The following is a 26,468-nucleotide window of genomic DNA, read 5'->3' as shown; positions in this document are numbered from 1 at the left end:
TTTTAAATTGATTTATCTGTCTATTTATTCTGCTACGAATACGGATAACTTTTTCAATGTTTTTTTATGCTCAAAGAAATTAAGAATCCCAAAAATAACCGTCATTTGTATTAAAAAAGGAAAAAATAGTGTTAGTAAGGAAAGTAAAATATCACCCATATCATTCATTCTAAATAATAAATAGGCATGCTTACCATCTTTGGCAACAATCTGAGCCATTGCACTTGTAGTTGCCACCATAATTCCTATATTTTGCTGGTAGATGGAATAGAGTGATCTTCCTTTATATTTAAAATCTTTTTTAACGTATTTTCTGATTTTATAATTGAGCGTCCATACTAAGGCAGGAGCTAGTAAAAACAATAAATTCTGTCCTCTAAAAAAATCGGTATAGGTTTCCTGACTATCAGAAACATAGATCAGTAATAGATTTACTCCAAAAGAAATCAACGCATACAAAAGAGACTTTTTAAGAATCTTATTATACTTTGCCTTAACAATTTTCTTCACTATTACCGGAATTTTTTCCGAATAAAATATTGAATACCTTGTCATTTTAAACTCATTCTCCCACAGTTTCTGAGTTTTCAAAAAAGCTTCATCAAAACTTATATTTTCGTTCTTCTGAATATCTAAAATCTGTGAAGCCATATGATCTTCCACTTCTAATAAAATATCTAATGGAAGTTTTTGAAAAATAAGATAATCTCTTACAAGGTCTAATTGTTCTTTGTTCATGAGAGTAATACATTTATTTTTTTAGTTCTGAAATATAAAAGTTGGATTTGCACTATCACACAATACAAAAGAATGATCTGGTTCAATATTGGTTTCCAGAAATCAAATGCTTCCGAAAAATATCCGAATAAGGAAACAGCTATAACCGCCACTATTATATTTCTCAACAACAAAGGATGAAAGCTTATCTGCTGATATTCTTTAAAACTCATTTTCTTCCAGATAAAATTATAAATTAGCAGGAACGTTAAAGATAAAAGAACCAGAATCTCTGAATAAAAAAACATTTCTTCAGAAATTAAAACAATCAATCCCAATAGTGCAGAAAAAAGAAGAGATGAATATATAATCTTTTTAAATCTTGTCTGCAATATCTTTTTTTCAATCCTTGCGATCTTTCTAAATGAAAAAGTATCCGCTTTTACCATTTCAAGTTCATATTGCCAATTCAGTTTTGCCTGAACAAAAGCTTCCTGGAAACTGATATTATTTTTGTTCATCAATTCAGAAATCTGCATAACAAAATGGTCATAGATCTCAACAAGCACAGCATTACTCAATTTTTTGCTTTTCAGATATTTTTCTATTTCCGTAAAATATTCTTTATTCATGATATTACAGATTAAAAGTTGTAAGATAGGGTTTCATCTTTTTCATAGATTTCACAAAGCCTAACAGAATAAAAAAACTATATGAATACAATCCAACACATCCCGAAAAAATGATGAGTGAGAAAAGTCCTGTCATAGAACTTTGTTCAAATCCATTATAAATCAACACTCCCAACTTCCCATACTTCCCAAGTAAAAAAGGCTGAAAAGCTCCCACTAAGATCAAAGGTATATTTGAGTTTTGAAAAATAGTGAACTTAACATTTCTAAATTGACCTACATAGTTAAAATAACGTATATACAAAAGGAAGAGCATTGATGGTATAGAAGTTAAAGTCATTACTAAAAATGGGAATATCTCACTAAAGATTTCTTTTTCCAACATCTTCGAAAGTGTAAAAAGAATCACATTCATCAAGAAAAATACCATTAATGATTTCCTGAAAATCTTAATCATTTCCCTATCTCTTATATCCTTCACAAAAACCACAACTTCTTTTCCATTATACATTTTCGTCAATTCAAGATCTTCTTGCCAAATTTTCTTTACCTCATCAAAAGCTTTTTCAAAAGAAATATTTTTTATCATCGTATGATCAATTTGACTTAGAAAATGATCTTCCAATTCCATCAAAATATCTATCGGAATTTTTTTGGAAAGCAAATAATCACGTACCTCCTTTCTTTGTTCTGCCGAAATCATATATCAAAAATTGTTTTAAGATTAAACAGATAACTTCTCATTTCATCTTCCTGTAGCGCCTGTTGCTTTTTCCCTTTATCTGTTAACAGATAGTATTTTCGGTTTCTACCATTTATTTCCTGTACTTCAGAGGTAATAATTCCATCACCTTCCAATTTATGTAAAAGAGGATATAATGCTCCTTCCGTCATTTCCAACTCTCCTTCTGTAAGCTCTTTTGCACGTTGTGTAATTTGATACCCATACATTTTCACTTCTTTTGAAAGCAGCTTTAAAATAATATTCTGGAGTGTTCCTCTGTAGAGACTGTTCTTTTTCATCCCAAAGATTTAATACCTTACAAATCTATACATAATTTTCTTATGTATTAAAATATTTTTTAATTTAAATAAATCTTACCTTTGAAATATGAAAAAGATGTACTTCATAGCAATCTATCCCCCACAAAATATTATTGAAGAAATTAATGTTTTTAAAAAAGATCTGGTTGCTAATTTTGCTAATTCTAAAGCATTAAAAAATGAAGCTCACATTACTTTGTTTCCTCCGTTCGACAGAGAGATTGAACTTGAAGAGGACATCCATGTAGCCTTTCAAAAAATTAATACAGATCTGTCCCGGTTTGAAATTACCCTCAATGGTTTTGGAAGTTTTTCTAGTCCTAAAAATCCAGTTCTATATGTAAAACCTGAAAAAAACGAGAATTTGAAACAACTTCAACTTAACGTTAAAGAAAAATTTAATTTTAAAAATTATTCATTCAATCCTCATGTTACGGTAGGATACAGAGATCTTACGTATGAAAACTTTCTTAAAGCATGGGAAATTTACCAACATAAAATTTATCAAACTAAATTCTTAGTTGACAAAATAACATTGCTTCGTCATGATGGAAAATGGGTTCGGATTGCTGAGAAAGAACTGTCAGGAAAATAATCTTTAATCCATTTTTCAACTCCCTGAAGAAAGCAGTATCTTTGAAGCAATGATTTCAGCTGAAAAAATAATATTAGGAATTGACCCCGGAACTACGGTTATGGGATTCGGATTAATTTCCGTGAAGAAAGGAAAAATGGAAATGGTTTCTATTCACGAATTAATTTTAAAAAAATACCCGAATCACGAAACAAAGCTTAAATATATTTTTGATAAAACATTGGCTCTGATTGATGAATTTCATCCTGACGAAGTGGCATTAGAAGCTCCTTTTTACGGAAAGAATGTTCAGAGTATGCTCAAATTAGGAAGAGCACAAGGCGTTGCCATGGCTGCAAGTCTTTACAGAAATATTCCCATTACAGAATACTCTCCGAAAAAAATAAAAATGGCCATTACCGGAAACGGAAACGCCAGCAAAGAACAGGTTGCGGGAATGTTGCAAAATCTTCTGAAATTAAAAGAATTCCCAACAAAATATCTTGATGCTTCCGATGGTTTGGCTGTAGCTGTTTGCCATCATTTTAATTCAGGAACCATCACGGATATGAAATCATATACAGGATGGGAAAGCTTTTTAAAGCAAAATCCGGATCGTCTGAAATAAATATTATTTGATTTTATACTCTGCAGGTGTAATGGTAAAATCGGCAGTTGGTTTTCCTTTTTTATCAGAATAAGAATAATGTAAAGTCACGTCATTATTTCTGAACTCTTCCATATCAGCAGAAGTTTTCACGGCTTTAATCGCTTCTTCTTTTGCCTGACTTTTAAATGCTTCAATTTCTTGAGGTGTTACACTTTCTTTTACGTCTTCAGTTAGCGTATAGTTATATTTAAAAATCTTATTTGGTAAAGCAGAAACACTATCAAGACGAACTCCGTCACTAAGAACCTGCGGTGTAAGCTTGTTCATATTCACTGCAGCTTCCTTCAATTCTTCATCTACAGTTTTCTCGTTTTTACAAGAAGTTAAAGCTACAATTATACAGATTAATGAAAGTCTTATTACATTTTTCATAACTAGCTTTTTTTGTGGATTAGTTATTTAAAGGTAAGACTATTTTTACAAATGGATTTTTATCTTGTATTAAAACCGTTCATACACATCTTCAATCTGTCGGACTTTACCTTCTAGAATTTCGTTATAAATAATTGAAAATTTATTTTTCGGCTCAATTTTATAATATTCATTTCTTTTTAGATCACCTTCTAAGTAAGAGAAAAAACCATCATTAATAGAAACTAATATCTTCCCTGAATTACTTTTTCTTTCACAATTCTTACCATCCGCATAGCTTTTGGTTAAAAAGGTTTTAGTTTCTTCTTTTTCAAAACTTAAAGTATATTTTTTTTCGCATTCATGAAGGGGATATGATTTTTTAACCTCACCATCCCAATAATTTCTTTCAATCAGTTTCCAGTTTCCAAGGAGATCACTTTTATGATCGAACATAGTCTCTTGATCTTTATGTAAAATCAAATCATTCTTTTGAGATTGACAATTCACAAACAGCAAACAATACACTAAAAAATATATAATCTTTTTCATCTTTTGTAATAATAAAAAAAGGAGCTCTTTTTCAAGAGCTCCTTTTATATTTTAATTAGTTATTGATAAACTTCTTAGACCCTCCTTTATCATTATTCGAATAGTTAATAATATAGGCTCCTTTTGGAAGTTCCTGATTAATCTGAACTTCATTTGTTTTCGAGTTCCCTTTCTGAATTAATTTTCCACTCATATCAAAAAGTTGGTAGTCTCCGAAAACTTCATTTCTGCTTCCTACAAGTTTTAGCTTATTTTCAGCTTTCACATAAACGATTTTAGTATCAACATTATCTTTCACATCTGAGGTTCCTAAAACATCTAATACTCTTACTGCATAATCTTCCATTTGTCCATACTGCAATTGTGAACACGGTCCAAAATCAGGAAGATCAGAAAAATCATAGGTAGCAGCATCTACAGCAACTCTCATTCTTAAATACGTATTTTTTACAGCTGAAGCAGGAGCAGTAATATTATTTGTAAGAGTAACTGAAGCTGAAGCACTCACAGGATTTGTAGAAACATTATTGACAACTAATTCAGCTGTTTCAAAAGTTCCGTTATTATTATAATCTATCCAAACTTTTGTTCTGAATTTATTGTCTTGACCAAATCCATTCAAGTAACTTATTTTAAGCGGAGTACTCGTAGATGTCGAAATATCAGTATAATAAGCAGGTCTGATACATGTTGCATTGGCATAATCGGCATAATAAACAGGAGATGCTTCATCGGAATCATAACCAGTACTCATACTGTTAATAGACCCCATCACAACTCTATAAGGACCAATTGCAAAATTATTATTCGTTGGGTTAAGTGTTCCCGCAGGATTACATTGTGCTGCAATTACGCTCACAGGCGAGGTAACTGTAGTAGAAAGATCTGTAGCACCTAATGAATTAATTAGATTTTTTCTGTATTCCATCATCAATAATACTGCTCTATCTCTTTGCCCATCTGTAAATTTCCTTTCAACATTGGTATAATTCATAATGTTGTATTGAGTTCCGTCAAAATTTACACCTGTACAAGGATCAACGCTTGTATTGCCGGGAACAGATACTCCATACATACTTCTTGAAGGAGAAGTGTCACAAACTCTATCACCATCTGTTGCACAGTTAGTATTTGTCGGGCATGTAGTCTGACTTGTATATGATATTCCTTGGAATGTATGATATAATCCAAATGCATGTCCTAATTCATGAGTAAGCGTTGTATCATTTGAATTTTTAATAGTAGCCACTTTCATAAAACTTTCATAATCAAAATCGTATGAATCAGGGAACTTTGCATACCCCATCAAGCCATAAGATAATTGTTGTTGGCCATCAAACCCAATTACTACATAAATATTAAAATAAGAATTTTCTGGCCAGTGTGGTGCAACTTGAGTTTTAATCATATAGTCAGGTACTCCGTTAGCACTTTGCATGGCAACTCCATACGAATCATAACCTGCTAATGTACTTCCATTATACCTTACAATTCCTGTTGTAGGTGTACAGCTTGGAGACCTTTTTGCTAATACAAGTCTAAAAGGAATGACCGCCCCTCCTGTTGGACCTGAACCTTCAGCATAAAATCCATTACCATAGGTTGTTGCATACATACTGTTTGCTCTACCTATCCAGTTAATAATTTCCTGATCTGTAAGATGTAAATTCGAATTCGCTGCAGCACTAGATTCTATAACATGTACTACTACAGGAATTTCATATATTTGTCCTGTGTAAAGTCCATTCCAAGTTGTAGTAGCCCCAACTCTATTCAGGTAAGATTGTACATTTAAACCTGCGAACTTCGCATCTATTTCTTCCCTGTTTCTTTCTAAATTCGGGTATTTGGAATTCATTCTTCTCATTATTTCATCAAAACCACAAGACTTTTCAATGTTTTGAGAAAACGCATTAATAAAAGAAATTAATGCAAAAATTATACTTATTTTCTTCATATTATATATACTTATGTAATATTTCCGGCAAAACTATTATATTTTTTTAAATCTATCTTAATATTTTTCAATTAAATTTTACAAAAATTTAACATTATTCTAATTTATCCATCAAAAAACTAAAAATCAATGGGTTAAATACTTAATCAAATATACTTGGTAAAACATAATACTATTTTTAACATTGGTATGATTTTTAGTATTACTTTTGTATAAATTTTCAACAATGAAAAAAACACAATCAATTATAAATCAAACCGATTATAAGATTAATTGGTTTCAGAAATTTCTTATGATCTGCTCTGGGGGGAACATTCATATTTTAAGAAAAACCCCCAGCGAATGGAATAAGTTTGCCGGAATTGGTGGAATTGTACTTTTCACGGCTGTATTTGCTACATTATCTGCAGGCTATGCTATGTTTACTGTATTTGATAATATTTGGACAGCCATCGGATTTGGTATTTTATGGGGATTAATGATTTTCAATCTGGATCGTTATATTGTTTCCTCCATTAAGAAAACAGGCACATGGTGGAATCAAATATTAATGGCAATTCCACGTCTTGTATTAGCAACATTTTTAGGGATTATTATTTCAAAACCACTAGAGCTTAAAATTTTTGAAAAAGAAGTCAACAAACAGCTAAATACTATTATCCAAAGAAATAAAAAACAGCTTCAGGGAGAGATGAACGGACGTATTTTGCAACAAAGTGGACCTTTTGAAACTGAAAAGAAACAAATCTCTGAAAAAATTGTTCAATACCAAAAATCTTATGATTCCGCCTCAGTAGAACTTGAAAAAGAAATTTTGGGGACTAAAACTGGGCTTACCAGTGGAAAAGTCGGCTTTGGAAGCAATGCAAAACGTAAACAAGAGCTAAAGGAACAAAGAAGACAGGATTTAGAAAATTACAAAAAACAGGTTGCTCCACGATTAGAATATCTTGATAAGGAAATTTCAAAAATCTATACCAATCTGGAAACAGAAAGAAAATCTACTGAAACTTTCGAAGACAAATTCAATGGATTTGCTGCAAGACTTCAAGCATTGGATGAATTAGGAAAAAATTCAGCAATTATTGGTTTAGCAGCGAGTTTTATTATGGGGCTTTTTATATGCTTAGAAATTTCTCCTGTTCTGGTAAAACTTATTTCTCATATTGGTCCTTATGACCATCTTTTGGATAAAACAGAAAATGATTTCCGATTATATGCTAAAGAAAAAATAGAGAAAGGAAATGCTGCAACTGATTTTAGGATTGATGATTTTAAGGAAAAACTGAAATAAAAACAGAATCGGCGGTCGCTTTGCGACCGCCGATTCTCTTGTATGTTAAAATATTCTTATAATGAATAATTCGGAGCTTCTTGAGTGATAATCACATCATGCGGGTGAGATTCTTTCAATCCACTACCTGTAATCATGACCATCTTAGTGTCTTTTTGTAAAGCTTCAACATCTTTCGCTCCACAATATCCCATTCCGGCTCTAAGACCTCCTGTCAATTGGAAAATCACATCTTCCAATTTACCTTTACTAGGAACTCTTCCTTCAATTCCTTCCGGAACGAATTTTTTAGCCTCACTTTGGAAATATCTTTCCTTTCCACCTCTCTTCATTGCAGAAAGACTTCCCATTCCTTGATAAGTTTTGAATTTTCTACCTTGGAAGATAATTTCTTCACCCGGAGCTTCATCCGTTCCTGCTAAAAGAGATCCTAACATTACAGCTCCTGCTCCACTTGCAATTGCTTTTACGATATCCCCTGAAAGTTTAATACCACCATCAGCAATTACAGCTACATTTTTAGTCTGAGCATATTCATAAACATTGTAAATAGCAGATAATTGAGGAACTCCAACTCCAGCAACAACTCTCGTTGTACAGATAGAACCGGGACCAACTCCTACTTTAAGAACGTTTGCTCCTGCTTTAATCAAATCTTCTGCAGCTTCAGCGGTTACGATATTTCCACCAACGATATCCAAATCTGGATACGCTTTTCTGATTTCTGAAATTTTATCTAAAACTCCTTTTGAATGACCGTGAGCAGAATCAATACCGATAATGTCTACTCCAGCCTGAACCAAAGCAGCAATTCTGTCTAAAGTATCTTCTCCAACTCCAACTCCTGCTCCAACAATTAAACGACCATTTTGATCTTTGTTTGCATTTGGATATTCTAATTGATTGTCGATATCTTTAATCGTGATCAACCCAACCAATTTATTGTTGGCATCAACGATAGGAAGTTTTTCAACTCTGTTCTTAAGAAGAATTTCTTTTGCTTTTTCCAGATTTGTATTTTTATCAGAAGTGATAAGATTATCTTTTGTCATAATCTCTTCAACTTTCATATCAAGGTTTTCCTGATATTTTACATCTCTGTTTGTAATGATACCAATTAATGTATTTTCAGCATCTACAACAGGCAGACCTGAAATTTTATATTTCGCCATTGTTTCTTTAGCCTGAGCCAAAGTATGATCTTTTGAAAGGGTAACAGGATCAGAAATCATTCCGTTTTCTGAACGTTTTACACGATTTACTTGTGCAGCCTGTTCCGCAATCGTCATATTTTTATGGATGAAACCTAAACCTCCAACTCTTGCTAATGCAATTGCCAAATCAGCTTCTGTTACGGTATCCATAGCAGCAGAAACGATAGGAACATTCAGCGTAATTTTGTCGGTAAGTCTTGATTTTAATGAAACCTGATTAGGTAAAACTTCTGAATAAGAAGGAACTAGAAGCACGTCATCGAAAGTGATGGCTGTCTCTACAATTTTGTTATGAATAGACATCTTTACTTTCTTGCAAAATTAAGACATTTTGGCGAGATACGAAAATCGATTTTAATAGTTTACATAAAATTCACTCATCAATAACTTAAATCAAAAAACCGCTCCAAATTGCGGAACGGTCTTTTTTGTACAAAATAATAAGTATATGAATATGAAGTGTCTATTTATCAGTTGCTGAAACAATCATTCTAGAGATATCATCTGCAGTAAAGCTTCCCTTTACGTCTACAAATACAAGCTCCTTATCAGAATTTACTGTAATCAGCATATTTTTGATAACATCGTCTTTCTGTTTCACACGAATGTTTACATTATCTCCCTCATGTTTTATAGTTGCCCAATCTTCATAATTATTGTTATTTAAATAATTAGTAAAATCTTTCAGCATTGTTCTATCACCGTTTTCTACGGTCAAGACTTTTATCTTTGAAACCTTTTTTACCAGTTTAATAATTTCTTCATTATCTTCCCCATCTTCTCTCAATGCTTTTTTAATCATTGGTTTTGCGATAAACATGGGTACATTAATGCTTGTAAATTTCGCTCCTTTAAAATCGTTCCCAGAATCTGAAAAGTATACCATATTTCCTTTTCCGGAAGAAACAATACAAGACTGCATCAGAAACATCGTACAAACGATCAGAAAAATGTTTTTAATTATTTTCATGGTGATTAGGTTTTAACACTTAGTTAATTTGTTTCAAAGCTCCTCCGGAATTTTTGCTGATATCAGATGTGATTTCCGGATTTCCTTTATATTTAATCATCCCTCCTGAAGATGCTTTTGCTTTTAATTTACTCGCAACATTCACTGATATATTAGATCCTGATGAAGATTCTGCTTCCGCCATATTTGTTCTTAAATTATCCGCCTTGCAAAAAGCCCCACTACTAATATCAAAGCTTGCCATTCCAGCCTGTCCGTCAAACGTTGTATTCGAACCACTTGATCCTTTGAATGCAAAGTTTTTAGAATTAATATCAATTTTAATATCTGATCCTGAAGTTGCTTCGACTGTTGTATTATTAGAAATATTAAATTTACCTTTTACCATAGATCCTGAAGAAGCATCAATCACCATATTATTTTCTTTCACAGCATTTACTGTTGTAAAAGTAGATCCTGAAGATGTTTTAATATTGTCCATTCTTGGCGAAGAAACATTTACACTGATATTTTTGAACTTTAAGTTTTTCTGTCCTTTATTATCAACATATACTTTCAACACTCCATTTTCAACTTTAGTAACAATATATTGAAGCTTATCGGCATCAGCAATTACTTTAATATTCGTTGGACTTTCCTGTTTGAAAACTACGTTTACACCGGTACTCACCTGAATTCCTGAAAATTCACCTACATTTCTGGATTCGCCATTCAAATAAGAAGAAGTATTATCTGAAATAAAACTATTTCTAGTATTGGTAACAGGATTGATTTTTGTCTCCGTTGAGCTGATAATTTTATTAATATCATCCATTGACAATTTTCCATCCAGTTTTACCAGAATATTTTCATCTCCGCCACTGTCAATGCTTAGCAACAAATCATCCAAAATTCCATTTTTTTCTTCCGCAGAAAGGAATTTTATTTTGGCACCACCACTGTTCATGGTCATGATTTCATTGTAATTCAAGTTGGCTAGATAAGAAGAAATATCTTTGCTTATCTGCGAAAGCTTCTGTCCTTTTGCAGAACCTGCATCCTGAGATTTTTCCGCGATGAGTAATTTCAACCCATTAATTTTTGATAATAAAGGTTTGATTTGATCTAATTCGGCATCACCAAGATCCAGATTGTTCAACATTCCGAACATTGGTTTTGCAATTTTTATAGAGGTCACCCCTTCTACTTCCTGATATTTATCAAAAAGTTGGTCGAGTTTATCTTTTTCCTGCCCGTACACATTGAAAAAATGTGAGAAAGCAAGTGCGAATATTATGATTACTTTTTTCATGAGTCAATTTTTATTTTCTGATTATTAGAGCCTGATCAGGAGCATAATCTTTAAGGTTAATTAATAATCGTCGTCAACGACTTTTGGTTGTACTAATTTTTCACTGACGTTATTTGCAAATATTTGGAATGAATACTTAGTCACATTAATAGCTTCTTCTACATTTTCAATTCTTTTTCCGTTTACAATCACGTAAGAATCTTTGTAGCCCGTAGAATCTGCAGCTTTTTTAGCAGAGGAATTATACACATATTTCAGCCTTCTTTCCTTTTTCAATCTTCCTCTTTTCGGTAAAATTTCATCTAAAACATCTTTCTCAGCCATTGTATTTCCCTGAAAAATAGAATCCTGCTTTGCTCCGGAAACCGAATCATTCGGATGGTTCACAGCAACCTGAGATTGATGATCATTATTTTCTTCGATGAAATTATTTTTCTGTTGTTTTATCTGACTTTCCACCAACTGAGCCTGATTTTTGATATCCGAATGTTGATATTGATTCAATATAAAACCGATACCTAAAAACAAAACGACACTTGCCGCCATCCAAAACCATTTCGGGAAAGAAGGCTTATTTTTTCCGATCGGAATAATGGGAGCTTCTTCATTACTTTCCACCTCATCATCATTTCCTTCAGCTTTTTTTAGGAAATCTTCAAAATTCCAATCCATTTTCTCTTCCTTTATATTCTGGAAGATCTCGTCGTATTTATTTTGAAATTTGTCGTTGTTCATAGCTCATCAGTTGTGAGATTTGTTCTTTTACTTTTTGTCTAGCCCGCATCAGATTTACTCTTACTGCGTTTTCTTCCATTTCCAGCATTTCAGCAATTTCTGAAACTTCATATTCTTCTACATCTTTCAAATGGATAACCATCTTTTGTTTTTCCGGAAGTTGGTTGATATATCCTATAATCTGTTCTTTCAGATTATTCACTTCCATACTGTAAAGCTCTGAGCGGTGAAGCTGCATATCTGCAAATCCTAACTTCACATCGTGGTGCTTCAGTCTGTTCAGGCATTCGTTCCGGACGGCTTTCAACGCATAGGACTTTAAATTCCCAAATTGTATCAGCTCTTCTTTTTTCTGCCAAAACTTAATCATTAAATCCTGCACCACATCTTCTGCTTCATCACTGCTCATGACGAACCTTTTCGCAAAGCGATACATCTCATCTTTGAGAATGAATACCGTATCCTTAAAGGCTTCTTGGGTCATAAGTTTTGTTTCTATAAGTAAGACAATTAAAAATGAAATCTTATTACATCAAAAACAAAAAAAACTTCAAAAAATTTTGAAGTTTCTTTTATTGACCGTACTAGTACGTATCAAAAATATGTTTAAAAATTGCTTTATCATCATCTGTTAAAGGTACTTTTCTTCTTGCCATTGCTCTTTCTGCAACTTCATAAGCTTTATCCAGTTTAAATCTTTCATCATCTTTAAAACCTCCCCACGAGAAATTTTCAATTAAGTTCGGAGGAAATCCTTCTTTGAAAATATTGGAAGCCACTCCAATCACCGTTCCCGTATTCAATTGAGTGTTGATCGCTGTTTTAGAATGGTCTCCCATAATTAAACCGGCAAACTGCAATCCCGTATCTTCGAAAGCTTTTGTTCTGTAGTTCCACAGTTTTACGTGGCCGTAATTATTTTTAAGATTTGAAGAATTGGTATCTGCACCTAAATTACACCATTCACCAATCACAGAATTTCCAACAAAACCATCATGCCCTTTATTTGTATATCCGAAAATAATGATATTGCTTACTTCTCCACCTACTTTACAATGAGGACCAACTGTAGTTGCCCCGTATATTTTTGCGCCTAAATTAAACTTCGATTCCTCGCAAAGCGCAATCGGACCGCGAAGATTACAACCTTCCATGACTTCTGCATTTTTTCCGATGTAGATTTTCCCTGTCTTTGTATTTAATGTAGAAAATTCAACTTCGGCTCCTTCTTCAATGAACAGGTCTTTTTTATCTCCTAAGAACCCATTGGTAGAAGAAAGCTCTTGTGAAGTTCTTCCCTCCGTAAGCAGATCAAAATCAAAATCGATTGCTTTGTTATTGTAAGTAAAAAGATCGGTTGGCTTTTTAAAGAAAATCAGTTCTTCTTTTACATCGGTCATTTTCTCAATCTGATGCAGAGAAAAATCTTTCATATTGATTCTTGCCGCAATTAATTCATCTTCATACACCAATGCTTCTCCTTGTTTCAGTTCTTTAATTTGCTGGATCACATTGGGAGTCGGCAAGAAATTGGTCACTAAAAAAAGACTTTCTTTCTTTTCCGGTTCTTTAAATTTCTGTTGAAGGTAGCTCTCTGTAAAATATGAGATTTCTGTATTTTCTAAAATTTTCTGCCATCTTTCAGAAAAAGTAAGAATTCCGCATCGCATTTCTGCAATAGGACGTGTAAAGGTAAGCGGAAGAAAATCTTCCCAATATTGCGCATCTGAAAATACTAATTGCATTTCTATTATAGTTAGAAGTTAAGGGCTAGAAGTTAGAGGATGAAAGCCAAGAGTTTCCGTAATGTATTATTTCAATCAACTTTTAATTTTCTGCTTCTCATTTCTAGTTTTAACAAAATTACAAATAAAAAAAGTCTTCCGGAAACCGAAAGACTTTTAAATATTTTGATAGCAAAAAATTACTTAGCGAATTTTTTGTATTTGTTCATGAACTTATCAACTCTACCTGCAGTATCAACTAATTTAGTTTTTCCTGTGTAGAAAGGGTGAGAAGTTGAAGAGATTTCCATTTTGATTAGAGGGTACTCTTGTCCTTCAAACTCAATAGTATCTTTTGTTTCTGCAGTTGATTTGCAAAGAAATACTTCGTCGTTACTCATATCTTTGAAAACAACAAGTCTATAATTTTCTGGGTGGATTCCGTTTTTCATAATACAATTTTTAAAAAAATTAAAGTTCTGCTTTCGAAATAGTAATGGATATTTCTCTGCTAAATTTTAGGTTGCAAAAATACAATATTTTTTATAATATACAAATACTCATTCAATAATTTTTTCGGAATAACAAATTTCAAGTATTTTCGTTACATTTGAAGTTTAATAAACTTTAATTTCGATGAAATTCAAATTATTACTTGCTTTTTCTTTTTGGATGCTACTTCTGGCGGTATCTTGTAATAAAGATGATATTACGTTTGATGAACCAACTCAGCCTTTAAGTTTTTCGAGAGACACCGTATTTTGTGACACCGTATATCATCAGGTACGTTCGGAAACCTATGTAGTAAAAGTATATAATAATGAAAATAAAGATGTTCTTATCCCAAGAATCAACCTTGAGAAAGGAGCAGCTTCTTTATATAAGATAAATGTAGACGGAAAGGCAGGCTATGATTTTAAAGATGTTCCTTTAAGAAAGAAAGACAGCCTTTATATTTTTGTAGAAATTGCTCCTGAAGCTACAGGCCCTGAAGCGATTGCCGAGGACAGAGTTCTTTTCTCAAGCGGTGCAGGACAACAGCATGTTACTTTATTTTCTGTAGTACAGGATGCGGAATTTTTTATTAAGACGCCAACAAACCCCAATGTCATTGATGTCAATACTACATGGAGCAATAACAAAGCTAAAATAATCTACGGGGATCTTACCATTAATCCAGGGATAAAACTGAATATAGACCCGGGAACAAAAGTATATTTCCATTCCAATAGCGGGATGAAAGTTTCCGATGCGGCTACCTTAAATATTAATGGAGCATTGAATAATGAAGTTATTTTAAGAGGAGACAGAAACGATACCTATTATGATACGATTCCTAATAACTGGAACTCCATTAGAATGGAAGCCAATTCTATTCTGAACATGACTCACGCAAGATTATTCGGAGGAAAGAGAGGTTTAGACATGAAAAAAGCAACTGCTACGATCAATAATTCATTTATTCATACTTTTCAGGATTATGGAATTTATGCATTAAGTTCGACGGTGAATGCTACGAATCTAGTGATGAACAATTGTGGTTTATCATGTATATGGATTTATGGAGGAGGATATCACAGTTACACTCATGCTACAATTGCCAATTACTCAAAAACATTAGGTTCTTATACTAGGGAAGGGATTTTTGCGACTAATGAATGGAAAGATGATTCAGGACAAACACAACAAGCAGCTTTGCAGTTATTAAGGATTCGAAACAGTATCGTTTATTCAGATAAAGATAATGCTGTTCATGTCGAACCTACTTTAGGACAGCAATTTGAATTCATGCTTCAAAATTCTCTCGTCAAATATTCAAATACCTCAGAATCTGGTTATGATTTTGCCAATGCTCTCATTGTTACTCAAAGTGACAAGAACAAAGACCCTGAATTTATCAACTATTTTACAGCAAAACAAAATCTAAGAGTAAAATCGACTTCTCCTGCAAGAAATAAAGGAGTACTTATCTCTTCAGCTAATACAGATATCGTAGGAACTACACGAAGTGCTACTCCGACTTTAGGAGCTTATGAATAATTTTTTGTAGATTTTATTTTAAAACAACAGATCACAATGGAAATTACAAATCTGCAACAGCAGGTCGATGAATGGATAAAGACAATTGGCGTTCGTTATTTCAATGAACTGACCAATATGGCAATGCTAACGGAAGAAGTAGGTGAAGTGGCAAGAATTATTGCCAGAAGATATGGAGAGCAGAGCGAAAAGGAAAGCGATAAAAGCAAAGATCTGGGCGAAGAATTGGCAGATGTTTTATTTGTAACGTTATGTTTAGCCAATCAAACCGGAGTAAATCTTCAGGAAGCTTTCGATAAGAAAATGAAAATAAAAACTGATCGCGATAAAGACCGCCATCAGAATAATGAAAAACTTAAATAGTGATAAATGATGAGTTAGAAGTTATGACTTAATTTAAACTCATCATTTTAAATTTAATGCAGAAATAAATAATGAAGAAGCTAGAACAATCAAAATTAATAGGAAACAAAACCATACAAATCAGCGGTTCGAAAAGCATTTCGAATCGTTTGTTGATTTTAGAAAGTTTGTTTAAAAATATACAAATTGGGAATTTATCTAATTCTCAGGATACTCAATTGCTGAAAAAAGCGTTGTTGGAAAATACCGAAACGGTAGATATTCATCACGCGGGAACAGCAATGCGTTTCCTTACGTCTTACTACTCTATTGCGGAAGGAAAAACCACTATTCTTACAGGTTCTGGAAGAATGAAAGAACGCCCGATCAAAAATTTGGTAACCGCTTTGCAAAATCTGGGCGTTGAAATTGAATATCTGGAAAATGAAGGATTTCCTCCATTGAAAATTCAAGGAAGAAAAATCACAGAAACAAAAGTAGACGTTCCAGCCAATATTTCGAGCCAATTTATCACCTCTCTCTTATTGATTGCAGGGAAACTGGAAAAAGGATTGGAAATAAATCTTGTGGGTGAAGTTACTTCGAGATCTTATATTGAAATGACGTTGGATATTCTGAAAAAATTCGGAATTCAGGCAAGCTTTATCGGAAACTTAATTAAAGTTGAACCTTATAATGAAAGTAATCAATCTGCCGTTATCAATTATGAAGTGGAAAGTGACTGGAGCTCGGCTTCTTACTTCTACTCTTTTGCAGCGTTGGGAAGAGAAACGATTCATTTAAAAAGCTTCTATAAAGAATCCACTCAGGGAGATTCTGCCATAGCAAAAATTTATGAAGAGTTTTTCAGAATACAGACGATTTTCACAGAGGCAGAACATAAGTTGACCCTTCAGCCTGATCTCAACTTTCAATTCCCAGAAAAAATTGTTTTGGATATGAACAATTGTCCGGACATTGCCCAAACCCTTTGTGTAACTGCGGCCGCTTTAAAAATTCCTTTTGAAATTTCAGGACTTGGAACATTAAGAGTGAAAGAAACGGACAGACTTTTGGCTTTATATAATGAATTACAAAAACTAGGAACTCAAACAGAGATCACAGATAACACTATTAAATCTCTCAATTTCAATGATCCTGAAGAAAATATTTCTATCAAAACCTATCAGGATCACAGAATGGCAATGAGTTTCGCTCCGTTTTGTTTGATCAAAGAATTAAATATTGAAGATGAAGATGTAGTGGAAAAATCTTATCCAATGTTTTGGGAGGATCTGTCAAAGATTTTAAATAAAGAGTAAATGAAACTTTTTCTTTCTTTTTTATCCTTTATTATTTTTACAACATTTCAATCGCAAGAGCTGGAGGATTTTGTGATTCCAAAAGGTTATGAAAAAGTGTTGGAAGTAAAAGGCGATCTGGATAAAGACGGAAAAGAAGAAACAGTTATTGTATTTAACACTCCTGAAAAAATAGAGCATCAAGGTTTTAATAGAAAATTTTATGTTTTAAAAAATAGTCAGGGAAGTTTAAAAATATGGAAAGAAAACTCAACCATACTTAATTCAAGTGAAGCTGGTTTCTATCCTGAAGACAATAAACTGGAAATACTAGTGAAAAATAATTGTCTTGTTATTTCTCAATCATTTTATTCAAACTCCAGACATACGGATACGAGTAAATATACTTTTCGTTTTCAAAATGGAAACTTTTATCTGATTGGTGCCTTCAATCAATTTGAAGATACTTGTGAATTCAATTTTGTACAGGATGTAAATTTCTCTACAGGAAAAGTCATTGTGGATGAAACCTATTCTGAATGTGACGGAGATGAAAACAGAAAAATACCACAGGATTATCACAAAGAATTTATTCATAAATTCGACAAGCTTATAAAAATGAACGAGTTTAGGATCGGTGAAAACAAATTCAACATTCCTAATTCAAAAAAATATTTTACATACTAATGTCAAAAACTATTATCATCACGGGAACGTCATCAGGAATCGGTTTCGTATTAGCAGAATATTTCGGTAAGAAAGGTCATAAAGTGTATGGTTTGAGCAGAAAACATACTGAAAGCCAATATTTCACGTCTATTCCGACGGATGTTACAGATAATGAAGCGGTACAAAATGCTATTGCACAATTATTAACAACAGAAACAAGGATCGATGTTTTAATCAACAACGCTGGAATGGGAATGGTAGGAGCTGTGGAAGATTCTTCAAAAGAAGACATTTTGAAACTATTCAATCTGAATTTAGTCGGAGCTGTTCAAATGATGAGTGCTGTAATGCCCAAGATGCGTGAAAATAAATTCGGACAAATCATCAATGTTTCCAGTATCGGAAGTGAAATGGGACTTCCTTTCCGTGGATTTTACTCTGCTTCTAAATCAGCTTTGGATAAAGTGACTGAAGCAATGCGATATGAAGTCTATCCTTGGAATGTAAATGTTTGCTCTCTTCATTTAGGTGATATTAAAACGAATATTGCTGAAAACCGTGTGAGAACAAAAGTTTCTCAGCCCTATAAAAATGTATTCAATAAAGTATATGCTTTGATGAATTCTCATGTTGGAGACGGAACTGAACCTTTGGAAGTTGCGGAATATGTTGATGCCCTTTTAAATAAAAACCAATGGAAAGCTCATTACTATTTTGGTAAATTCGGACAAAAAATAGGAGTTCCTTTAAAATGGATTCTTCCACAGGGAACTTATGAAAATTTAATGAAGAAATATAATAAACTGGCTTAGTTTCAGTTATTAAAACAAATTTTATTTACATATTTTTGAGCCATTAAGATTTAATATTCCAAATACATGTTAATGGTTTAGATAAATTTAGAGTTGAAGCTATTCCTGAAAATATTCTTTGTGTTATTTTGCGTTTTTACCCAAGCGCAAAAGAAACATTATTGGCTTATAGATTCTGAAACCAACGCCAAAAAAAAAGTAAAAGACTCTCTTTCGGCTGCTAAATTCTTGGATTCTCTTTCTCAAAGCAATTATTTTCTGACTCAACTGAAAGAAGTAAAAGTAAAAGGCGACAGTACAGAGATTTTTTATGACAAAGGAAAAAACTTTAATGAAACCTATGTTGACCTTTCAGATTCATTAGTTACGAAACTGAAATCAAAAAAAGAGTTTTTTACAAAGAATTTAGATTCAACCAAGAAAAGCATCAATAAAGTATACATTGACGATGGGTATTCTTTCAGCAGAATTAAAGCGAAATATAAAGGGCAGAAAAACGGCTACCCAATTGTAAATCTTGACATCAATAAGAATGATAAAAGAACAATTGATGGTTTTGTGATGAAAGGCTACGTAAAAGTTCCCAAAAGATTCGTAAAAAATCTTGAAAAGGAATTTAAAGGTAAAACTTATGATGATAAAAATCTTTTATCCATTAATAAAAACTTCCAAAGTCATCCTTTTCTCTCTTTGGAACGGCAACCACAAACACTGTTCACCAAAGATTCTACACAAATTTATCTCTTTCTAGAAAAGAAAAAGACCAATACTTTTGATGGGGTCATTGGTTTCGGAAATGATAAAACAGATAAGTTCACCCTAAATGGAACCTTGAATGTGAATTTCAAGAATATGTTTAATGGTTTTGAAGCAATTAATTTATACTGGCAAAGAAACCCGGATAAAGGACAGACTTTCGACCTTCAAACCGATATTCCTTATCTTTTCAAATCGAATGTCGGACTGAATATGAAAATCAATATTTTCAGACAGGATTCTACGTATGCCAATGTGAAAATGCTTCCGGCTCTTTACTATCATATTAATAACAGGAATAAAATAGGACTTCGAGGCACTTTTGAAACATCGAGTATCATTGATAGTTTATATATCCAAGGGAAAGATTACAATAAAAAAGGTCTCGGTGTATGGTTTGAAATGACAGAACCTACCGATATTGATCTTTTTCTTTACAAAACAAGAATCAATGCAGGATATGATTTCTTAACGACAACATATACCAAAGATAATATTAAAGCCAATCAAAATCAATTCTATTTTTTTGGAGAGCATAATTATCATATTAATGGCAACCATTTCCTTAACATAAAAGGAGAAGGAGCTATGATGGATTCTAAGGTTGAGTTTTCAGCTAATGAATTATACCGTTTCGGTGGGTGGAATTCTATGCGGGGCTTTAATGAAAATTCTCTCGCCGCCGATTTTTATTACTACGGAAGTTTAGAATACCGATACTTAATCGGAAGCCAAGCCTTCTTCGATTTGTTCGGACAATACGGTCAACTCAACAACAAATCTTTAAATGTAAAGCCCAAACTCTATAGTGTTGGGTTTGGATTCAACTTTTTTATCCCTATAGGCCTCATGAGTTTCCAACTTTCTAACGGAAATGAGTTCGGAAATCCTTTTAAATTTAATGATATTAAAATTCACTGGGGAATCCTAAGTAGGTTCTAATTTATTTCGTTAATTCCCAAAATTAGTTTTCTTTTTACTGTAGACGAGCGTTTGATAAGTAAAATATAAAGTGGAGTTATTTGTAAATATTGCCTAAAATAGGCATAAAACTCTGCGATTTTTACAATAAAATAATATTTTCAGCATATTTTATTAAATTTTCTTATCTTCACTTCACTAAACAAACTAAAGAAACATGAAACGATTAAACCTTCCAGTATTGGCAGTATGCTTTGCTTTTGTAGCAATTTCTACCAATATGAAAGCACAAGCAGATTCTAACACAAGTGCTCACGATATTACGATAAGTATTCCTGAAGTAGCATTGGTTGATATTGAACCAACTGCCAGCAAAAACCTTACAATGGGCTTTACGGTTCCTACAGAAGCAGGCTTACCCATAGTTCCGGCCAGTACTAATAATACTCTTTGGCTTAATTATTCTTCTATTAAATCTGTTGCAGATGTAACCCGTACTATTTCTGTACAATTAGGTGCAGTAATTCAAGGTGTAGACATTAAAGTAACAGCTGCAGGTGCAACCGGAGGAGCAGGAGGAGGTTTATTAGGAAACCCAGCTTCTCAATTGACATTAACCGCTACACCCCAAACTATAATTTCAGGAATAGGAAGTGCATATACCGGTGACGGAGCAAGTAATGGTCACAATTTGTCTTATTCGGTAGTTTCGGCAACAGGTGTTAATTATCAAAATTTATCTGCTACAGCAACGTCTACAGCAACCGTAACATACACTATTTCTGATAATTAAATAAAAAAACACCATATAAACACTAAGATGAGAAGAATCTAGCCAAAGTTTCTTCTTGTTTTTCTGTGTCTTTTATTCTTAAAGATATTCTTCATGATAAAGCGTATTTTATTTTTTCTTGCCTTTATTTTACAGTTCGCATCATTGCAAGCAGGTATTGTCGTGCTTAATGGTCTCACTCATATGTACAAAGTTGAGAACGGACAGATATATAAAGGAAAAGTTAGCTTACAGAATACAGGAAATGCTCCTCAAAATGTAAAAATTTTCCTGCAGGACTTCAGTTATAAAGCAGATGGAACGACCTATTATACTGCCCCTCATACCAACGAGAAATCAAATACAGGCTGGATAAAACTAAATACAAATTTAGTAAGTCTGAATGCTAAAGAAACAACGGATGTTTATTATGAAATTACCGTACCTGATAAAGATCTTCAGTCTGGCAGTTATTGGAGTGTTATTATTGTAGAACCTGTCGAAGATATAAAACCGAGTAACAATACACCAGGAGTAAATATTACTTCTATTGTTCGATATGCCATTCAGGTCATTACCAATTATGATACTGAAAATGTGAAGCCTGCTCTTAAGTTTGAAAGTGTAAAAGTAGAAAAAGCAGGAAAACAGCAGAGTGTAAAAATAGGAATTACTAACAATGGAAATGTATATTGTAAACCTACTGCCAATATTGAAATTTACAATCGCAGAACAGGAGAAAAAGTAGGCACGTTTTCCAGTTTACAGATGGGACTGCTTCCTAGTACCTCGAAATCATTCGATATAGATATCAGTAAAATTCTTCCTGATAAATACAACGCTGTAATCATAGCAACTGATGAAGATGAAAATGCCTTTGCTCTTAATGTGGAATTAGAAGTTAAAAATGATTAGGAAATGGATTATATATATCATCCTATTATTCCCAATACTAATTTTTTCTCAAGAACAATCTCATAGAATTGTTATTAAAAAAGATAGTTTACGACCGGGAGCCCCTACCTCTGTTTCTTTTAAAATAGAGAATACATCTTCCGCAAGTAAAACTTACCTGTTGAATGTTGAAAGTCCATCTTCTTTTATTAGTCCTATCCTTATAAAAGATGAGATTACAGTTTCTCCATTTGATACCAGAATTTATATTGTTCCCTTACGAATTGCTGCAGAAACTTCTGCAGGAAACTATGAAATTTCATTGCATATTTCGGAAAAGGATACCGAGAATAAGCTTACCGAAAAAACAGAAATCATTGTTGCCGAACGTCGGAATATTTCTATTACTCTGCTAGATTCTCCTGAGTTTGTAAAAGCAGGACAGGTAATAAGGGCTACTTTTATTCTTAAAAATAACGGAAATACCAAAGAACATCTGGTAATGGAAAGTAGTAATTCACTAATAAGCCAGGTGAGTACTTTGATTCTTCCGCCCGGAGCTAATAAAGTAATCACGGTTATTAAAAATACAGATCCGAATTTAGGTAAAAATGATTATCAAAATTTACATCTTACTGCACGTTCTACCATTAATCCTGATCAGGCAACAACCGCATATAGCAGTGTCAAAATTATTTCGACCAAACCTGTTGAAGAAGATATTTATTTTCGTCTTCCAGTTTCGGCATCACTTTCTTTTATAGGAAGCCGGAATAGAGGCGTTTATCAGGATGGTTTTCAAGGAGAAGTTTATGGTAAAGGTAGTTTGAATAATAAAAATACCAATCAGATCGAGTTTCATGCAGCAACTAAAAATCCGATTGACTTCAATGCTTTTACTCCATACGAAGAATATTTTATCAATTATAAAGATGCCAATCTTTTTGTTCATCTTGGAGATAAAACCTATTCAGCATCTTATCTAACAGAATTCGCCAGATATGGACGAGGGGCAGAACTGCGTTATGATTTTAAAAAGATTAGTATTGGAGGTTTTTATAATCGTCCCAGATTTTTCAGAGATATTAAGGAAGAATTTAATATTTATTCGAAATTTAAAATAAAAAGAGAGTCAGAGATTGCTGTCGGATATCTTTATAAAACCCCTCTTTCAGAAAAAAACAATTTTACATCTGTCAATACAATTTTTAACTCCAATACTCATTTGCCTTATGTAGCAGGTAAATTTAAGGTTCTTAAAAACCTTGATCTTTCTGGAGAAATTACCTACAGTAAAACTGATGAAACACAAGGAACAGCATATATGCTTCAAACGTATGCCAATTTTAAGAAAGTCAGCGGAAGCCTGATGTACTTAAAAGCCAGTCCTAAATTTGCAGGTTATTTTTCTAATGCAAATACTCTTAACGGAAACATACAATATAGACCCTTAAAAAAAGTCACTCTGTTTGCCAATTTCATACAGGACGCACAAAACTATCAAAGAGATACTTTATTATTGGCAGCTCCTTACAGACGCTATTTACAATATGGGGCTCAATATAATTATATAAAAACAGGGTTTATTGCATTAAATGGTGGTTATCAAAAATACCAGGATCGTCTTATGCCAAGGCAATTTGATTATGATGAAAGATTTTTTAGAGTAAGCGTAAATCAGAAAATAGGAGAATTTACTGTTAATCTTGAAGGTCAATTTGGTAATACCAATAACTTTCTGACCGGATTTTCCGGAAATTCTACTTTCTATACAGCCAATATTGGATTTGAAAAATTTAAAACTTCATTTAGTTTATTTGGAAGTTATGCAATTACCTCCAGATATCAACTGCAAAATCAAAAGAATACCTATATCGGAGCACGAGTGATTAGCAGATTGTCAGATAAAACAAACTTCAGTATTTTTTATCAGAATAATTATATGCCTGAAGATTATTTTAAGGACAGAAATCTTTTTGAAGCTCTATTCCATCATCAGCTTTTCAAAAATCATGAAATAGATGTGTCAGGACGCTATAATTTACAACGTGGAGATCTTTCCAACAAAGACTTTATACTTTCTGTACGCTATACTCTTCGGATGAATGTTCCTGTACAAAAAATTGCAGAATACACTACTTTATCCGGAAATATCAGTAATCTTGGCGTAAAAAAAGTAGATGGTATAAGATTAATTATCGGAAATCATATTACTATTACCGATAAAGCCGGGAATTATGTATTCAAGAATGTTCCTCCCGGAGATTATTTCCTTGAAATAGATAAATCGACCACCCAATTAAATGATATACCCTATTCTAATTTTCCTGCAACCTTGCATCTTATTCACAAAGAGAATATTTATAATTTCGGTTTGACTACAGCTGCCAATATTCAAGGGAGTATTGTGCTTAACGAAAATGAAGAAAAGAGTCAGTATGTCTTTGCCAATTATCTACCTAAAAAAGACAGCAAAAAAAATAATAGTGTCATTGTAGAAGCTACCAATGGAGAACAAATCTATCGTAAGATATGTATTATAGGAGAACCATTTGACTTCACTTATTTACGCCCAGGAAGTTGGACGCTGAAAATCTATCGAAACGGATTGGATAAACGATATAAAATATCAACAGACAACCTTCAATTTGAATTAAAACCTTCTGAAACTAAAAATATAGTCATCACTATTGTAAAACAGCAAACAGAAATTAAATATCAACAGGAAGGTATAAAAGTAGGATATAACGAAATAAAAAAACAAAAATGACACTCTATACCAAAATATTATTCTCTTTGCTTATTCTTACGTTTTATCCTAGCTTAGCACAGACGTATACTGTTAGCTTTACCTTACCACAAGTTGCTTTAATGGATATTGAGCAGACAAGTAGCATCAATTTAGATCTTACAAAGCCTACTGAAGCAGGAAATCGCCTAGTAAATCCTTCCAATAACACAACCAAATGGCTTAACTATACTTCAGCAGTGGCTTCAGGTGGTTCGCGAAGCATATCAGCTTCCATTACTCAGCTCATTCCTGGTGTTGATGTAAAATTACAAGCCGCAGCAGCTTCGGGGAGTGGAGCAGGTACATTAGGAACACCCTCTTCACAAATTACTCTTTCTACGACACCAACTACGATCATCAGTGGGATCGGAGGAGCCTATACCGGAAATGGTGTTGGTAATGGTCATCAACTTACTCTTTCTGTATCTCCCAATACCTATACTAATCTTAATACCTCCAATAATACAGTTACTGTGACGTACACTATTACCGATAGTGGAGTTTCCCCTTCAGCAAATATCCCAGTAAATGTTGCAGGAAGCTCTTCTGCTATTACCATCTCACCCATCACAGAAGCAGGGAACGATTATACAGGAGGTCCATATACTACTAGTAATCCTATTAGCCCTATTACATTAGGAACTTATACTATTCCTCGTAATGTACTGTTAGGTCTTACTCTTTTAGAAACTGGAAGTATAGTCTCTCAAATCAAGATGAATTATCTCCCTACGATTTGGAATAATTCTCTTCGCCTTTATGCAAATAGAAATGGAGGTACAGGCACAGTCACCGGTGTATGCTTGTGTAGTGCTTATTTCAATAATGGTACTACTTACCCAGAAATACTTCAAACAGACTCTAATTTTTTTGAGCTTATGTTCTCTGGCATATTAGGTGCACTAGTAACTCAGGTATCTTATTCCACTATTCCGATATCTATAAGACTTGGTGGAGTTTCTGTAACAGTTCCTGCAGCTACCTATACTGCCCAGATAAATTTCCACCAATAGTCAATTAAAATACCAAGATTAAACAGAACGGAATAATTTACTTCAATTTTGTCTATATGAATGTACAAACTACAAAGTGTAATTATACTAACAACAAAAATCCAAAGAATCTTTTCTTTGGATTTTTTGTTGACTATTATTTATCGAAACCTAAATCTGCAATAAATATTTTTTGTAATTAAATTCTTGACGATGTATAGTATTACTCTTTTATATTAAGAGCTTCTTCCCGCTTTCACTACTCGCTTTTTTACACCTGTCTACCGGTTATTCCATTCCAGTAAAAAGAGCTCAAACATACCGTTCAATCGGGGCTATAAAGCCAGACTTAATTAATATATGACCCTAACCAACATAATTACTTGTTTTTTGTTTCTATCCTTGCTTTTCCGTTGTAGGTTTATTATCGGATTTGGTTATCTTGATTTTTCT

The 26,468-nt window shown here is 33.1% G+C and carries 27 protein-coding genes; 13 read left to right on the top strand and 14 right to left on the bottom strand.

Annotation, left to right across the window (positions count from 1 at the left end):
• Positions 1 to 24: 24 nt before the first annotated feature.
• Genes RM51_RS19000 through RM51_RS02910 form a run of 4 tightly spaced genes read right to left on the bottom strand, consistent with a single transcriptional unit; the run spans position 25 to position 2,372 of the window.
• Positions 25 to 738: a hypothetical protein gene (locus RM51_RS19000; RefSeq protein ID WP_052248365.1), complete on the bottom strand. Its 714-nt coding sequence runs from the start codon at positions 736 to 738 to the stop codon at positions 25 to 27.
• Entirely contained in the window at positions 735 to 1,349 is a 615-nt protein-coding gene (locus tag RM51_RS18995; RefSeq protein WP_052248364.1) for a hypothetical protein, read from the bottom strand. Before RM51_RS18995 ends, RM51_RS19000 begins: the two co-directional genes overlap by 4 nt.
• 4 nt (positions 1,350 to 1,353) lie before the next feature.
• Positions 1,354 to 2,052: a hypothetical protein gene (locus tag RM51_RS18990; protein WP_052248363.1), complete on the bottom strand. Its 699-nt coding sequence runs from the start codon at positions 2,050 to 2,052 to the stop codon at positions 1,354 to 1,356.
• A complete protein-coding gene (locus RM51_RS02910) occupies positions 2,049 to 2,372 on the bottom strand; it encodes a PadR family transcriptional regulator (RefSeq protein ID WP_039364958.1) in 324 nt (107 codons plus the stop codon). Before RM51_RS02910 ends, RM51_RS18990 begins: the two co-directional genes overlap by 4 nt.
• 88 nt (positions 2,373 to 2,460) lie before the next feature.
• Between RM51_RS02910 and RM51_RS02905 the strand changes: the two genes are divergently transcribed.
• Both RM51_RS02905 and ruvC read left to right on the top strand, forming a co-directional pair.
• Positions 2,461 to 2,988 carry a 2'-5' RNA ligase family protein gene (locus RM51_RS02905; RefSeq protein WP_039364956.1) on the top strand — a complete coding sequence of 176 codons (528 nt, stop codon included), beginning with the start codon at positions 2,461 to 2,463 and terminating at the stop codon, positions 2,986 to 2,988.
• A gap of 52 nt (positions 2,989 to 3,040) precedes the next feature.
• Positions 3,041 to 3,595, top strand: a complete 555-nt coding sequence (gene ruvC, locus RM51_RS02900; RefSeq protein ID WP_185094995.1) for a crossover junction endodeoxyribonuclease RuvC — start codon at positions 3,041 to 3,043, stop codon at positions 3,593 to 3,595.
• Between the two features lie 3 nt (positions 3,596 to 3,598).
• Here ruvC and RM51_RS02895 read toward each other — a convergent pair whose 3' ends face one another.
• The 3 genes from RM51_RS02895 to RM51_RS02885 all read right to left on the bottom strand — a co-directional run bounded on the left by RM51_RS02895 (position 3,599) and on the right by RM51_RS02885 (position 6,497).
• A complete protein-coding gene (locus RM51_RS02895; protein WP_039364952.1) occupies positions 3,599 to 4,009 on the bottom strand; it encodes a hypothetical protein in 411 nt (136 codons plus the stop codon).
• A gap of 69 nt (positions 4,010 to 4,078) precedes the next feature.
• Entirely contained in the window at positions 4,079 to 4,540 is a 462-nt protein-coding gene (locus RM51_RS02890; RefSeq protein ID WP_084110908.1) for a lipocalin-like domain-containing protein, read from the bottom strand.
• A 55-nt stretch (positions 4,541 to 4,595) separates the two neighbouring features.
• Positions 4,596 to 6,497 carry a zinc-dependent metalloprotease gene (locus RM51_RS02885; RefSeq protein ID WP_039364948.1) on the bottom strand — a complete coding sequence of 634 codons (1,902 nt, stop codon included), beginning with the start codon at positions 6,495 to 6,497 and terminating at the stop codon, positions 4,596 to 4,598.
• A gap of 226 nt (positions 6,498 to 6,723) precedes the next feature.
• Here RM51_RS02885 and RM51_RS02880 point away from each other — a divergent pair, with 226 nt between their 5' ends.
• Positions 6,724 to 7,791: a DUF4407 domain-containing protein gene (locus RM51_RS02880; protein WP_039364946.1), complete on the top strand. Its 1,068-nt coding sequence runs from the start codon at positions 6,724 to 6,726 to the stop codon at positions 7,789 to 7,791.
• Between the two features lie 56 nt (positions 7,792 to 7,847).
• On the opposite strand, the gene guaB is transcribed toward RM51_RS02880, so the two are convergent.
• The 7 genes from guaB to RM51_RS02845 all read right to left on the bottom strand — a co-directional run bounded on the left by guaB (position 7,848) and on the right by RM51_RS02845 (position 14,177).
• Complete coding sequence (gene guaB / locus RM51_RS02875) at positions 7,848 to 9,308, bottom strand: IMP dehydrogenase (protein ID WP_039364944.1); 1,461 nt, start codon at positions 9,306 to 9,308, stop codon at positions 7,848 to 7,850.
• A 160-nt stretch (positions 9,309 to 9,468) separates the two neighbouring features.
• Positions 9,469 to 9,975: a DUF4252 domain-containing protein gene (locus RM51_RS02870; protein WP_039364942.1), complete on the bottom strand. Its 507-nt coding sequence runs from the start codon at positions 9,973 to 9,975 to the stop codon at positions 9,469 to 9,471.
• Between the two features lie 19 nt (positions 9,976 to 9,994).
• Positions 9,995 to 11,266 (bottom strand): DUF4252 domain-containing protein, encoded by a 1,272-nt coding sequence (locus tag RM51_RS02865; RefSeq protein ID WP_039364940.1) that lies wholly within the window; start codon positions 11,264 to 11,266, stop codon positions 9,995 to 9,997.
• A 60-nt stretch (positions 11,267 to 11,326) separates the two neighbouring features.
• Positions 11,327 to 12,001, bottom strand: coding sequence for a hypothetical protein (locus RM51_RS02860; RefSeq protein WP_185094994.1), 675 nt, complete (start codon positions 11,999 to 12,001; stop codon positions 11,327 to 11,329).
• A complete protein-coding gene (locus RM51_RS02855; RefSeq protein ID WP_039364938.1) occupies positions 11,976 to 12,485 on the bottom strand; it encodes an RNA polymerase sigma factor in 510 nt (169 codons plus the stop codon). Before RM51_RS02855 ends, RM51_RS02860 begins: the two co-directional genes overlap by 26 nt.
• Before the next feature lie 100 nt (positions 12,486 to 12,585).
• A complete protein-coding gene (locus RM51_RS02850; protein WP_039364935.1) occupies positions 12,586 to 13,746 on the bottom strand; it encodes a GlmU family protein in 1,161 nt (386 codons plus the stop codon).
• Between the two features lie 179 nt (positions 13,747 to 13,925).
• Positions 13,926 to 14,177 carry a type B 50S ribosomal protein L31 gene (locus tag RM51_RS02845; RefSeq protein ID WP_039364933.1) on the bottom strand — a complete coding sequence of 84 codons (252 nt, stop codon included), beginning with the start codon at positions 14,175 to 14,177 and terminating at the stop codon, positions 13,926 to 13,928.
• A 184-nt stretch (positions 14,178 to 14,361) separates the two neighbouring features.
• Between RM51_RS02845 and RM51_RS02840 the strand changes: the two genes are divergently transcribed.
• The 10 genes from RM51_RS02840 to RM51_RS19595 all read left to right on the top strand — a co-directional run bounded on the left by RM51_RS02840 (position 14,362) and on the right by RM51_RS19595 (position 26,036).
• A complete protein-coding gene (locus RM51_RS02840; protein ID WP_039364931.1) occupies positions 14,362 to 15,765 on the top strand; it encodes a hypothetical protein in 1,404 nt (467 codons plus the stop codon).
• A gap of 36 nt (positions 15,766 to 15,801) precedes the next feature.
• Entirely contained in the window at positions 15,802 to 16,128 is a 327-nt protein-coding gene (locus RM51_RS02835) for a nucleotide pyrophosphohydrolase (RefSeq protein WP_034678907.1), read from the top strand.
• 71 nt (positions 16,129 to 16,199) lie between these two features.
• Positions 16,200 to 17,429, top strand: coding sequence for a 3-phosphoshikimate 1-carboxyvinyltransferase (locus RM51_RS02830; protein ID WP_039364927.1), 1,230 nt, complete (start codon positions 16,200 to 16,202; stop codon positions 17,427 to 17,429).
• Positions 17,430 to 18,095 (top strand): hypothetical protein, encoded by a 666-nt coding sequence (locus RM51_RS02825; protein WP_039364923.1) that lies wholly within the window; start codon positions 17,430 to 17,432, stop codon positions 18,093 to 18,095. It begins immediately after the preceding gene.
• A complete protein-coding gene (locus RM51_RS02820) occupies positions 18,095 to 18,889 on the top strand; it encodes an SDR family oxidoreductase (RefSeq protein ID WP_039364921.1) in 795 nt (264 codons plus the stop codon). Before RM51_RS02825 ends, RM51_RS02820 begins: the two co-directional genes overlap by 1 nt.
• Before the next feature lie 120 nt (positions 18,890 to 19,009).
• Positions 19,010 to 20,587, top strand: coding sequence for a BamA/TamA family outer membrane protein (locus tag RM51_RS02815; protein ID WP_228375767.1), 1,578 nt, complete (start codon positions 19,010 to 19,012; stop codon positions 20,585 to 20,587).
• 196 nt (positions 20,588 to 20,783) lie between these two features.
• Positions 20,784 to 21,359, top strand: coding sequence for a hypothetical protein (locus tag RM51_RS02810; protein WP_039364918.1), 576 nt, complete (start codon positions 20,784 to 20,786; stop codon positions 21,357 to 21,359).
• Between the two features lie 93 nt (positions 21,360 to 21,452).
• Complete coding sequence (locus RM51_RS02805) at positions 21,453 to 22,253, top strand: COG1470 family protein (RefSeq protein ID WP_039364915.1); 801 nt, start codon at positions 21,453 to 21,455, stop codon at positions 22,251 to 22,253.
• Positions 22,246 to 25,002, top strand: coding sequence for a COG1470 family protein (locus RM51_RS02800; protein ID WP_039364912.1), 2,757 nt, complete (start codon positions 22,246 to 22,248; stop codon positions 25,000 to 25,002). Before RM51_RS02805 ends, RM51_RS02800 begins: the two co-directional genes overlap by 8 nt.
• Positions 24,999 to 26,036 carry a hypothetical protein gene (locus RM51_RS19595; RefSeq protein ID WP_185094993.1) on the top strand — a complete coding sequence of 346 codons (1,038 nt, stop codon included), beginning with the start codon at positions 24,999 to 25,001 and terminating at the stop codon, positions 26,034 to 26,036. The genes RM51_RS02800 and RM51_RS19595 overlap by 4 nt, the downstream gene beginning before the upstream one ends.
• Positions 26,037 to 26,468 lie beyond the last annotated feature (432 nt).

This window comes from Chryseobacterium taiwanense (assembly GCF_000813825.1).
In the GTDB taxonomy this organism is placed as follows: Bacteria; Bacteroidota; Bacteroidia; order Flavobacteriales; family Weeksellaceae; genus Chryseobacterium; species Chryseobacterium taiwanense.
The sequence above is the reverse complement of the archived record's forward strand: the minus strand, read 5'-3'. Positions and strand labels throughout refer to the sequence as shown.